Source organism: Thalassotalea sp. ND16A (genome assembly GCF_000764205.1).
GTDB lineage: Bacteria > Pseudomonadota > Gammaproteobacteria > Enterobacterales > Alteromonadaceae > Thalassotalea_A.
In genome coordinates, this window is sequence record NZ_JQDZ01000103.1 from 33,834 (window position 1) to 45,900 (window position 12,067).

At 42.5% G+C, this 12,067-nt stretch carries 9 protein-coding genes; 5 read left to right on the forward strand and 4 right to left on the reverse strand.

Annotation, left to right across the window (positions count from 1 at the left end):
• Nucleotides 1-142: 142 nt before the first annotated feature.
• Nucleotides 143-916 carry a hypothetical protein gene (locus ND16A_RS04955; RefSeq protein ID WP_033078504.1) on the forward strand — a complete coding sequence of 258 codons (774 nt, stop codon included), beginning with the start codon at nucleotides 143-145 and terminating at the stop codon, nucleotides 914-916.
• Nucleotides 917-976: 60 nt separating this feature from the next.
• Here the strand turns inward: ND16A_RS04955 and ND16A_RS04950 are convergent, their stop codons facing one another.
• From ND16A_RS04950 to ND16A_RS04940, 3 genes are all read right to left on the reverse strand, one after another.
• Nucleotides 977-4,042 (reverse strand): AAA family ATPase, encoded by a 3,066-nt coding sequence (locus ND16A_RS04950; RefSeq protein WP_033078505.1) that lies wholly within the window; start codon nucleotides 4,040-4,042, stop codon nucleotides 977-979.
• Entirely contained in the window at nucleotides 4,042-5,220 is a 1,179-nt protein-coding gene (locus tag ND16A_RS04945; protein WP_033078506.1) for an exonuclease SbcCD subunit D, read from the reverse strand. The genes ND16A_RS04950 and ND16A_RS04945 overlap by 1 nt, the downstream gene beginning before the upstream one ends.
• Before the next feature lie 130 nt (nucleotides 5,221-5,350).
• Complete coding sequence (locus ND16A_RS04940; RefSeq protein ID WP_033078507.1) at nucleotides 5,351-6,940, reverse strand: DUF2235 domain-containing protein; 1,590 nt, start codon at nucleotides 6,938-6,940, stop codon at nucleotides 5,351-5,353.
• Nucleotides 6,941-7,221: 281 nt separating this feature from the next.
• Here ND16A_RS04940 and nrdG point away from each other — a divergent pair, with 281 nt between their 5' ends.
• The 4 genes from nrdG (at nucleotide 7,222) to ND16A_RS04920 (ending at nucleotide 11,028) form a co-directional block, all read left to right on the forward strand.
• On the forward strand, nucleotides 7,222-7,698 hold the full coding sequence (gene nrdG, locus ND16A_RS04935) for an anaerobic ribonucleoside-triphosphate reductase activating protein (RefSeq protein ID WP_033078508.1): 477 nt from the start codon (nucleotides 7,222-7,224) through the stop codon (nucleotides 7,696-7,698).
• Nucleotides 7,685-9,532, forward strand: a complete 1,848-nt coding sequence (nrdD, locus tag ND16A_RS04930; protein ID WP_052073223.1) for an anaerobic ribonucleoside-triphosphate reductase — start codon at nucleotides 7,685-7,687, stop codon at nucleotides 9,530-9,532. Before nrdG ends, nrdD begins: the two co-directional genes overlap by 14 nt.
• Nucleotides 9,533-9,647: 115 nt before the next feature.
• On the forward strand, nucleotides 9,648-10,442 hold the full coding sequence (locus ND16A_RS04925) for a hypothetical protein (RefSeq protein WP_033078509.1): 795 nt from the start codon (nucleotides 9,648-9,650) through the stop codon (nucleotides 10,440-10,442).
• Nucleotides 10,443-10,572: 130 nt separating this feature from the next.
• Nucleotides 10,573-11,028: a methylglyoxal synthase gene (locus ND16A_RS04920; protein WP_033078510.1), complete on the forward strand. Its 456-nt coding sequence runs from the start codon at nucleotides 10,573-10,575 to the stop codon at nucleotides 11,026-11,028.
• Nucleotides 11,029-11,321: 293 nt separating this feature from the next.
• On the opposite strand, the gene trmB is transcribed toward ND16A_RS04920, so the two are convergent.
• On the reverse strand, nucleotides 11,322-12,050 hold the full coding sequence (trmB, locus tag ND16A_RS04915; RefSeq protein ID WP_033078511.1) for a tRNA (guanosine(46)-N7)-methyltransferase TrmB: 729 nt from the start codon (nucleotides 12,048-12,050) through the stop codon (nucleotides 11,322-11,324).
• Nucleotides 12,051-12,067 lie beyond the last annotated feature (17 nt).

Below are 12,067 nucleotides of genomic sequence, written 5' to 3' on the forward strand. Positions count from 1 at the left end.
TGGAATTTTATCGATTATTTGCTAGGCTTTATGCGTGATCTTGCTGGCATTAATGCTAATGAATTCATAGTTTTTTGGAATAATATGAGCAGTTTCGTAGTGAATATGGCCGTGCATTAAATTTCATTAAGGATAAACATAAATGAGTAAATTAATAACCAAAACTCTCGCCTGTAGCATGCTAATAATGGTGCAAATGCTGTTCGGCACAGTTTCAGCTGCCGAGGCAAAGCCAGATTCTTTAGCCGATCTTTGGATTGTGGTGCCTAACCCTGGTCAAAATGAAAAATTTGAGCAAGCGTTTAAACAACACATCAAATTCAGAGCTGAAAAAGGCGATCCCCGCCCTTGGAAAACTTACGTCCCGGTCGTTGGTAAAAACCTAAATTATTATGCCGTGCGTTTTTGCTGTACCAAATTCAACGACATTGAAAGTTATGTAACATGGGGGACAGACAATAAAATACAAGCGCACTGGAATATGAATGTTGATCAATATGTCGCACATTATGAGCATTATTATTCTCGCGTCGACTTTGAAAATAGCAACTGGCCAGAAGGCGAGCAAGGTTATAAATATTTTGGTGTTACCGATTACTCGGCCAAAATGGGCAAAGGTAAATCGATAAGTGCAGGTAAAAAAATGCTCAGCGATAACGCCAAAGCGATGAAATGGCCATATTCTTGGTCCTGGAGCTGGCAAATTGGTGGTGACGGCAATTTGTCGCTGGTTATCCCATACAATGACTATGCCGGCATGACGCCACCCGATAAATCTTTTGCCAAAGTTTTAGCTGAACATTTAGGCGATGAAGCCAAGGCCGGTGAAATTTTCAAGCAATGGTCTGATAATTTCCATTCTACCAATTATACGGTGTATCGCTTACGTGATGACATGTCGATGAGCGAGGATTAAACATTTGAGTTAATCGCGGTCCAGTTAAAGCCACTTGTCCCAAGTGGCTTATTTAATCTATTAATGACTAACTGTACTAACCGAGCTCCCTTCTCTTGAACTTTTTACATCGATGCGCAGTGCCATTTGCTCTTTTAATTCAGAGACATGCGAGATGATGCCGATGGTTCTGCCACTTGCCTGTAAATCGATTAAGGTTTGGATGGCCAGTTGCAGTGATTCTTGATCTAATGAGCCAAAGCCCTCATCAATAAATAAGGTATCTAGTTGGATACCACCAGAGCGTTGTTGTACTACATCACTTAAGCCTAGCGCTAACGACAATGAGGCCATGAACGACTCACCACCAGATAATGTGGCAACCGGTCTGGTTTTGCCAGTGTAGGCATCGTCTATGGCTAAATCTAACCCGGCGGTGACATTTTTCTTTTGGGTTTCTTCATCCTGGCGTACCAAACGGTATTGGCCTTTGCTCATGATGTGCAAGCGTTTGCTGGCAATGGCCAACACCGAATCGAGCAAATCACCCAAGACAAAACGTTCGAGCGACACCCTCACTTTACCCCTGCCAGCAGCGGCGGCGGCCAAGGTGCCAATCACTTCAAATTGCTTTTTGTTCTCACTCTGTTCAGTTTCAAGGCGATTTATTTTTATGCTGGCATCATTTAATTTACTTAATTTATTTTGCGCTTGCGCCCAGTGCTGTTCCGCCTGCTGATAATTAAGCTTTTGCTGACTCTCTTTATCTGCAAGCGCATCTATATTTGGCGGCTGCTTATCGCTTAGTTGCTCGCTTAATAAATTTAGCTCTGAGGTTAATGTTTGTCTGTTTTGCTCAAATGCCATAATTTGCTGCTGCAATGATTGCATTTTTGCGACACTTGCAGTTGCCATTTCAAATGCCGCTATATTGGCAAACTCACTATCACTCAATGCCTGTTGCCAAATATTGGCCTGCTCAGTTTCACGTTGTGTTAGCCCGAGCTGCTGCTTGCTAAGCTCTTCCACCTTGGCCTTTATTGCACTACATTCATTACTCGTTTGTTGCTGTTGCTGCTGGGCATGTTGTAAATCATTATCGAGTTTGTTGATGCTCTGCTGACATTGATCCATCGCTGCAGTTAAGGCTGATTGCTCTCGATATTGTGCAGGTAATGCCTGTTCAGCAGTGTTTAACAAGGTTTTGGCAGAACTGGATTTTGCGGTTAAATTCGGCAATTGCGCAGTCAACTGCTCAATTTTTGCGGCTAACGGGGTTAAATGACTCTCCATGGTTTGCAATTTTTTCATCGCTGCTGGAATTTGCTTTTCAGTGTTTAAGATAAACTCTGCCTGCAGGTTAATATCTCGCAACTGCGCCTTTAAGTTAGCTAAGGTACTGTTGGCGGCATCAGCCAATTCAGTATTTAGTTTTTTCAATTGTTGCTGATATTGATTAAGCACTTCGTTTGCCTGCGCCAGCGCTTTATCGAGTTGCGATTTTGCCGTTTGTTTTTGGCTTTGCAATGCTCTGGCACCATCAACTTTTTGCTTGGAGATATCTTCCATGCCTGAGGTTAATGTAGCCGGACTTGGATGTTCAATCGAGCCGCACACCGGACATGGTGCATCTTGCTGCAAGGTTCTCGCTAATACTGCCGCCTGATTGGAATGCCAGAGCATCTCAATTTTATTGGCATTTTCTGTCGCCAGCTTATAGTCTTGCTCAGCCTGGCTGAATGCATGCGTTAATTGAGTAATTTCCTGTTGCTGCTGATGACTTGCCGCTAGCGTTTGTGCAACTTTAGTTGCCAAGCTGATCTGCTGCTGCAATTGACTTTGCTGCAATAACACTTGCGCTTTATTGACCGTTTTTTGTTGTAAATCTTCAATATGAAGCTGACCATTTTTACTGCGCCGGGTAAGCTCGGCCAATTTGTCTGTGGCTTCTTGTTGCTGCGTAATCAGAGTTTGCTCATCTTTAGCCGCTAGCACAGCACTTTGCTGCACATTGGCAAAATCTGCCAAGGTATTACTATAGCCCTGTAATTGGTGTAATTGCGCTATTAGTGGGTTTCGGTTTAAACAGTTCTTGCTCACCAACTCAAGCATGACTTGGTGTTGTTGCAATTGTTGCTGTTTTTGTTGCTGCAGCGTCTTTGCCTGTTCCAGCTGCACGCTATTTTGTTTTATATCGTTTACAACCTGGCAAAGCGCTTTATATTTGGGGGCTATAGCACTGGCTTTTTCCGCCAGGCTTAACTGCTCCTTTTGCTGTTCAACTTCTGTTTTATTGACTAGATGGGCGTTTAACTGCTGCTGTTTACTGGCCTTATGGTGAAAGGCTTTGGCTAAGTTTTCCGCCATTTTTAAATCATTAAGCGCTAGTTGTTTGCTTTTATCGGCTGCAACTTTAATGGTGTTCAACTCATTTTGTTGTTGCTCCGCATCCACTATTGCCGTGTTTAGCTGGTCAATATTGGCAACAAACACTTCGTTTAGGGTTTCTTCAATTTGCTCTTTAAATTTTTTATAAATTCTGTCGATATGAGCGGCTTTATCTTTTAATAAAAACTCAATGCGTTTGAATATTTCGGTTTGGAACAGGGTCGATAATATGGCTTGTCGGGCATCCGATTTGGCCAACAATAATTCTCTAAACTTACCTTGCGGCAACACCATAACTTGCCGAAACTGCTCGGCGGAAAGGCCAATGATCTGTTTTATTTGCTCATCTGCGTCCTTTTTCTTTTTCGCCACCAGAGTTTCCTCTTCGCCATCTGCTAACACTTTGCGAAGATGAGCTGCAGCTTTTTGTTCGGTAACACCATCGCCGCGTTTGGCCTGGCGCATTTGCGTTGGTGTGCGGGTAATACGGTAATATTGACCTCGAACCGAAAACTCCAGGCTCAGTTCCGTTAAGGTTTCAGCGTTGGCATTGTCACACCTTACCCCCATGTCTTTGCGAGCTTCGTCAGTGGTTTCGCCATAAAGAGCGTAACAAATGGCGTGCAATATAGAAGACTTACCCGCCCCGGTGGGGCCATCAATCAGAAATAAAGGGTTCTCACCTAAATCGCTAAAATCTATGTGTTCGTGGCCGGCAAAAGGGCCGAATGCGTGAATATCTAAACAATAGAGTTTCATTATTTACTCTCCATATCGTTCATCTCTGCACGAGCTTCAATGATGGTGGCGTGCAACATTTGTTGTTGCTCGGCTGATAATTCCACGTTCATCACCTGACTGAAAAAGTCGGTAAACACTTGTTCTTCACTACGCTCATTATCGCTATTATTTTTTTCCTGGCTCAATTTGCTGTTTGAGCTTAACTCAAAATTAGTGCGCTCGATTTGCAATACATTGGCATACACTTGCCGTAAGCGCCCCATAGGGTCGAGGATCACTTGCGTATCGGTTAATTTTGCCAGAATATAATCGTCTGCTTGCGGGTCGCTTTTGCCTTGCTCAATAAGCTCTTGCAACGTGCCCTCTAGCACTCTTAAATCGTGCCTGGCTTTAAGCGGTAAATGCTGATGGCTTTGTAAGCCATCACTGTTTAGCTCAACTAAGGTAACGCCCTTTTTCTGTTTATATTCTGAAAATGAATATTTGAGTAAGGAGCCGGAATAGCGAATGTGCTCGACGCCTTTGTATTGTGGCGCATGCAAATGGCCAAGGGCAACATAATCAAAATTGGTTAATGGCTGCCAGGACACTCTATCAGCACCGCCAATAGATAACGGCCGCTCAGAGTCTGATTCACTGGCGCCATCAATAAAGCAGTGGCTGAGTAATACCTTAGGCTGTTTACTTTCAGCTACCTTAGTTAAGATTTTTTCTGCCAGATAGGTATGGGCCTGATCATAGGTTTTTATCTCAATTCCAGCATCGATGGTATTAAATGCTTCTCGAACTTCTACCGGATCATGATAAGGAATGCCGTAAAACGCCACCGGCCCGGTGTCACTGTTGACAACGATTGGCGTTTCGATGTCTTTGATGTCGGCCAGGATGTGCAGGCCGGCTTTTTGCATTTGCTGAGCACCAAAGCGTAAACGTTTGGCACTGTCGTGGTTACCACTTATGATGATAATGGGGATCTGCAGTTGCTTTATTTCATTAACAAAGTCATTGAGGGCATCTACAGCGTCACTTGGTGGCACCGCGCGATCAAAAATATCTCCGGATACCACTAAGGCGTCTATGTTGTGTTCGATGGCGTATTGTTTAACTTGTTTTAATACGAAAAGTTGATCGGCTAACAATGAGATATTTTGAAACAACCGGCCTATGTGCCAGTCAGAAGTATGAATGAAGCGCATCTGATCCCTAAAGTGCTAAGTGCTAAGTGCTAAGTGCTAAGTGCTAAACACAAGGTAAGGCATCAAAAGGCATTTCTCAATAGCTGGTTTTGATTAGGTTAAAAATATCTTCAAAAGCGTCTGTTATTGTCTATTTTGTCCGCGTTATGGTTAATTCAATATAGCCTTTGTTATTGTCATAAAAGCTCCAGGCGTCATTGGCGAAACAATATAAATAGCCAGGGTAAATAATTCTTAATGGTGTATTGCTCGTAAATTCAGAAAGTTCCAGATATTGATGCGGAATAGCGCTACCGTCATTTTTCACCACCCTTTGATAATCTTTATCGTGTTTGTACATAACATCCTGATGGCCTTTGCCACTATCATTGGCTATGGCCCCAATCAGCGCAAACCAGGGCTTATTCTCCACTCTTTTAGTGCCAAAAAAGTCACTGGATTCGTTTTGGCTCAAGCGTTTGTACAATGACTCAAATTTTCCCAAAAAGCTGGACGTGGCGCGGATCAGGTCGCTGCTGGTGCGTTGTTTATTTTGCTCGGTACCTAACCAGTTGCAACTCTCTTTACCATCTTGCCACTCACCGCTGGCACTAAAAGCATATTCATGCCCTTGTTCAAGGTAAATATTGGCACAATTCCAGCGAGCTTTGGCATATACCTCAATGGTAATGCTTTCGCCCTGAGCAAGAATTTGAGTAACATGATAGGGTTCATGCTCGATTGGCGATAGCCGTTGGCGCACATAGGCGCTTTCATGAAAGGACGGCGAGTTTTGTTTGATCAGCGCGGGGATATTGCGTGGACGAGAGCGCAGTTTGGCAAATGCACCTTTGTAGGAGTTATGCAGTATGCCGGCCGCATTATCGATTATTAATTGTTCAACATCGTGGCGAAAACCAAGGCCGAACATTTTGCTTTGACCGATCATCCATTTTAAAGCACCATTAGATAAGTCACTGTCGTAGTAACCGCCGCCAACATCCGCATGAACACCGGGAAACCAGATTTCGATGGCATCATCATGTTTGCTGACGTTACTCCAGCGCGTTACGGTAAAGTTGGTTCTGCGTTCGTCCATGGCCATGGCATGACGGGCGTGCAAAATATGACTCGCAAGTTTAGTGTCATGAAATTGCCAAATGTCTTTGCGGTCAAACAAATTGATGATTTCAAGATCATCGGGAATGCCCAAAGCACCAACCGTGTCCCAAACGCCTAAAAATGTGACCGGTATAGCCGCCTGTTCAAGAAAAAATTGCCAGTCAGGCTGTGCCCAACTGTTTTTATTCTGTCGGTCTTTATAACCTCTGTGAAATGCTTTATCGACTCGTTGCCAGCTTTCTTTGGCAGCGATGTCTTGTAGCTTTAATAAACCTTTACCGAGAAAGCCGGCTAAACTTCTGGCAGAAAATGCGCCTCGGGAAAAGCCCAAAATAAATAACTCATCCCCCTCCTGATAATTCAAACCAAGCCAATGGTAGGCGCTGGAAATATGTCGATTGATACCAAAACCCAATGCCCCACCCAAAACCTCGTCAACGATGCCAATTTCTTCACCACCAACACCGGGGTGATAAAACACTTTTTGCGCAACACCATCTTCGCCTGATTTACTAATGGCATTTTTTAACCGGTACACATTGGTGGGCGAGGCGACACCATTTTCTTCTTGTTCGGGGTTATTCCAGGTTCCGTCAAAACATATGATCAGTCGTTTCATCTTGCATCCCTCAGTCCCTAGTAAAATGGCGATATTATTGATAATTTTTTTATTATTGATGGTTTTAACGTTAGTTGAAAAACGGCAAATTAGCGAAACTAAATGTGGCCGTTAACCGTGTTTAACCACTGCCCTATTTGCTGACAAATGGCTTTTTTTAAAATATTCCATAAATAATTTGGGGGTATTAAAGCAATAAAACTTTGATCTAGATCAAACTACGCACACAGCGAAGCACTATATAGTGTGCTTAACAACAATAAAAACACAACATATAGATTATGACTTTTAATTGCTTGCCTCCCACGATAGTGTTTCAGGAAGTGCCAAATGAGATCAGTTTGTGCTTTAGCATCACCGGCTGCCAGGTTGGTTGTAAAGGCTGCCACAGCACCGAGCTGTGGAATAAAAATTTTGGCCAACCTCTTACCAACACCGCATTTATTCATTGGCTTAATAAATATCAGGGCTTAATTTCTACGGTGTTATTTATGGGAGGGGAATGGCAACAACATCACCTTATTGAAAAACTTATCATCGCCAAACATCTGGGGCTAAAAACCTGTCTTTATACCGGAGAAAATGCGGTTGATGATGAAATCAGTAAACATTTAACTTATGCAAAAGTGGGCAAATGGGATCCACAACGGGGTGGCTTAAACACCCCAGGAACAAATCAAAAATTCATTGAATTGAGCACAGGTAACTCTCTCAATCATCTATTTATAAAAAAAGGAATACAACATGTTGCGGCTTAGCGAAGAACAAATTAATAAAAAAACAGCTTATGTACAGGAATACTTTGCGGCAAAAAATGCTGCCGATGGTTCGAAGATGGACGCCAATGCCAACGTCACACAAAAGAACATTGCTACCTTAGAGGCGGAATTACTAAAAGATTGTTATGTGCAAATCAATCGCTCTTTGGTCAAAAATAAAATACGTGAAATTTTTGATGCCGACCTGGCCGATGAGTATCAACGCCAAATTGAAGAGCATGAAATTTACGTACACGACGAAACCAGTATCAAGCCCTACTGCACCTCGATTAGCATGTACCCGTTTTTGCTCGATGGTTTAACCAAGCTTGGCGGCGAATCGAAAGCACCTAAACATATGGAGTCGTTTTGTGGCTCGTTTGTTAACTTGATTTTCGCCATATCGGCACAATTTGCCGGCGCTGTGGCATCGGTGGAATTCTTAACGTATTTTGATTATTTCGCCCGTAAAGAGTTTGGTGACGATTACCTTGCAACCCATAGCAAAGCCATCGAAAATCATCTGCAACATGTGGTTTATGCACTAAACCAACCCGCCGCAGCACGAGGTTATCAAAGTGTATTCTGGAATATTTCAATTTTCGATCAACATTACTTCCAGTCGATGTTTGAAGATTTTGTCTTTCCTGATTTTTCCAAGCCTAACTGGTCGACGGTTGATAAACTGCAAAACTTCTTTTTAAGGTGGATAAACGCCGAACGCGATAAAGCGATCCTCACTTTTCCGGTAATAACCGCTGCCATGCTTACTGAAAACGGCGAATGTAAAGATAAAGACTTTGCTTACAATTTAGCGAAAGAAAAAGCCATGGGTAATTCATTTTTCATTTATCTATCCGATAGTGCCGATTCATTAGCCTCTTGCTGTCGTTTGCGCAATGAAATTACCGATAATACTTTCTCATTCACCTTAGGTGCTGGTGGCGTTGCAACTGGCTCGATAAACGTTATCACCATGAATATGAATCGTCTGCAACAAGATGGTCGCGATTTAAAAACCGAAGTTGAAAAGGTTCAAAAATATCAGGTTGCTTATCGAAAACTGATGGAAGATTATTTAGCCCAAGGGGCGCTGAGTGTCTATGACGCCGGCTTTATTACCCTGGACAAACAATTTTTAACCATAGGTATTAACGGTATGGCCGAAGCTGCCGAGTATGCGGGGCTAGAGGTAAGTAATAACCAAGCCTATAAAGACTTCGTCAGTAGCAAACTGCAAGTTATTTTTAAAGCCAATCAAGATGCGAAAAAAGAATTTGGTTACATGTTTAACACTGAATTTGTACCGGCAGAGAACCTTGGGGTGAAAAACTCAAAATGGGATGCCAAAGATGGTTACCTAACCAAACGCGACTGCTACAACTCGTATTTCTATTTAGTCGAAGATGAAAGCAGTAATCATCTGGATAAATTTGTCTTGCACGGTAGAGAAATAAACCAATATCTCGATGGCGGCTCAGCGCTGCATTTGAATTTAGATGAAAGTTTAACTGCCGACGCTTACGTAAAACTGTTTAACGTGGCGGCGAAAACTGGCTGTAATTATTTTTGTGTAAACGTAAAAATCACCATTTGTAACGAATGTGAGCACATAGATAAACGCACCCTACATAATTGCAGTTCGTGTGGCAGTGAAGACGTTGATTATGGTACCCGGGTAATTGGTTATTTAAAGCGAGTTTCCGCGTTTTCCAATGACCGACAAAAAGAGCACGGCCTGCGCCACTATCAACGTTTGCAGAGTGAAAGGGTATATCATCAAAGAATGAAAAATGTTCAGGTGCAAACCCAGTCTGATCTAGAGCTGATATAGCTCTTAGATGTAAACAAGTAAAGCAACATTTTAACCGACTAAGGCAGTGTAATATCGATAATTTGATGTTACTCTGCTTTTACTATTTATCTGCTTAGAGCAATATTTTTTCATTATGCTTGCCAATTTATTTAAACAATCGCCATTACTCGATGACGCCACGAAAAACTGGATTTTAGATACGTTTGCCTGGGCGCTAACGGAATTTGATTTATCCGTATTTAAAAATGATGCGCAGCTAATATTACCCATTTATGAGTTTTACCCAGGCAAAGTAAACAGTATTGAAGAAATGGCGCAATCGGTATTTGAAAATACCATAAAATATGCGGGCATGGCTCATTGGCCAATTAAATTAGTGGCTCCTAATGAGTATCGCTCCACTGAAATGGCGAAACTAAGCTTTAAAGATGGTATGCGTGGCAATAACAGCCAAGTGTTTAGCAATGATTTTAGTGAGAACAACCACACTGAAATATTGGTCAGCTATAATCCTTCGCAAATTAACCAGCCACAAGATTTAGTTGCCTCATTTGCGCAAGCATTTGCCTCTATTTTGGTGGCGCAGCGTGGGGAGTTGCCACCAGGTGGCGAAGAGTTTGTACCACAAGCGGTAGATTTGCTCGCCTGTTTTATGGGCTTTGGCGTTATGTTTGCCAATACCGCCTACCAGTTTAAAGGTGGCTGCGGCAGCTGTTATAACAAGTATGCCAACCGACAAGTGGCTTTGCCTGAGCAAGAAATGCTGTATTGTTTAGCGTTGTTCGCCACTTTAAAAAACATCCCGGTAAAGCATGTCACCTATCATTTAAAATCACACCTTAGAAGTGATTACAAAAAAGCGGCAAAAGAGCTGAAAAACGAATTAAAACAAAGTGATAATCAAGCGCTGTTAACGGCGCAGGTTTAATACGATTAAAAAACAGTGTCCCGAGATTAAAAGTCTGGCTGTATTATTTTAATCGCACATTCAGGTTGTAGTTTGTCCTAACATCACCTAGTTTAATAGATCACCTTTATCTTATTCAGAGTAAGCCGCGATGCAATATAAAAACGTTACTGCAGCCAAGTTTAAAAATATCGCTTTGGTTGCCCACGATAATATGAAACCAGCATTAATGAACTGGTGCATGACTCACAAAGATAAATTAAACCGCCATACGTTATACGCCACGGGCACTACCGGTGCGTTATTGAAAAATAAGGCCGAATTAAAGGTTACTCCACTGATCAGTGGTCCATTAGGTGGTGACCAGCAAATAGGCGCACTAATCACTGAACAAAAAATTGATATGCTGATTTTCTTCTGGGACCCGCTAGAAGCACAACCGCACGATCCGGATGTTAAAGCATTATTAAGGTTAGCAGCAGTGTGGAACATTCCGGTAGCCTGTAATCAATCGACTGCCGATTTGTTAATTACCTCGATATTATTCGATCAAGAGTACCCAAAATCGATCCCTGATTATTCCAGCTATCTGGAAAAGCGCACATAGCACAAATTTAAGAACTAGCATTGAAGTAAACTTTTGGGTTCTGTTTCATTATTTGAGTATGCTACGGGCTTCTAGCAGCGAGCAGGATATTTTATGTCAAGAGAATGCTATCTTCCCAGACTTCGCGTAGATAAAGACAGTCCCAAATTCTATTGCTGATGCGAACTGCCCGTAGCCCGTAGCTCGTAGCCAGTTGCCAGTTGCCAGTTGCCGGAAACAAAAAGGGCGTTGAATTCACATTCAAAGCCCTTTTATTTAAACTTGCTTACCGCTGCAACGTTTAGCGCAAACTCTTAATCTTCTTTGGCGTACTGTAAATCCCATACACCGTGTCCCAGATTTTGGCCGCGATTTTCAAATTTAGTTAACGGGCGAGATTCTGGGCGTGGTACGTAATCATTACTCTCTGATACGTTTTTAAAGCCCGGCGCACCTTGCATGTCTTCTAGCATACATTCGGCGTAATTTTCCCAGTCGGTGGCCATATGAAATACGCCGCCTACTTTTAACACACCGCGAATGCTTTCAATAAACTCTGGTTTTACGATGCGGCGTTTGTGATGCTTGGCTTTATGCCAGGGATCAGGGAAGAACAATTGCACCGTATCTACCGAGTTTGCTTCGATACAATCGGCTAATATTTCAATCGCATCGTGCTCGTATACTTTTAAATTTTCTACGCCTTCGGTTTCGGCCAATGCCAAACAGGCGCCAACACCAGGGCGGTGAACTTCAATACCAATAAAGTTACGTTCCGGGGCATTTTTTGCCATTTCGACCAATGACTTACCCATACCAAAACCAATTTCTAAAGTAATAGGGTTTTCATTGGCAAATAAACTGCGAGTGTCAATCTTACCATCGCTATGATTTAAGCCCATGGTATCCCATAACGTTTCAAGAGCACGTGCCTGACCTTTGGTTAAACGACCTTCACGTTTTACAAAACTTCGAACTTTGCGAATGTATTTGCCTTCGGCTTGTGCTTGTTCAACAGTTTTGTGTTTGTTCTCGTTACTCATAGGGGATCTCGTTACAG

What these genes read in the sequence shown, in the direction of transcription:
- ND16A_RS04955 (WP_033078504.1), top strand. Translation starts at nt 143, where the DNA reads ATGAGTAAATTAATAACCAAAACTCTCGCCTGTAGCATGCTAATAATG.
- ND16A_RS04950 (WP_033078505.1), bottom strand. Translation starts at nt 4,042, where the DNA reads ATGAAACTCTATTGTTTAGATATTCACGCATTCGGCCCTTTTGCCGGC.
- ND16A_RS04945 (WP_033078506.1), bottom strand. Translation starts at nt 5,220, where the DNA reads ATGCGCTTCATTCATACTTCTGACTGGCACATAGGCCGGTTGTTTCAA.
- ND16A_RS04940 (WP_033078507.1), bottom strand. Translation starts at nt 6,940, where the DNA reads ATGAAACGACTGATCATATGTTTTGACGGAACCTGGAATAACCCCGAA.
- nrdG (WP_033078508.1), top strand. Translation starts at nt 7,222, where the DNA reads ATGACTTTTAATTGCTTGCCTCCCACGATAGTGTTTCAGGAAGTGCCA.
- nrdD (WP_052073223.1), top strand. Translation starts at nt 7,685, where the DNA reads ATGTTGCGGCTTAGCGAAGAACAAATTAATAAAAAAACAGCTTATGTA.
- ND16A_RS04925 (WP_033078509.1), top strand. Translation starts at nt 9,648, where the DNA reads ATGCTTGCCAATTTATTTAAACAATCGCCATTACTCGATGACGCCACG.
- ND16A_RS04920 (WP_033078510.1), top strand. Translation starts at nt 10,573, where the DNA reads ATGCAATATAAAAACGTTACTGCAGCCAAGTTTAAAAATATCGCTTTG.
- trmB (WP_033078511.1), bottom strand. Translation starts at nt 12,050, where the DNA reads ATGAGTAACGAGAACAAACACAAAACTGTTGAACAAGCACAAGCCGAA.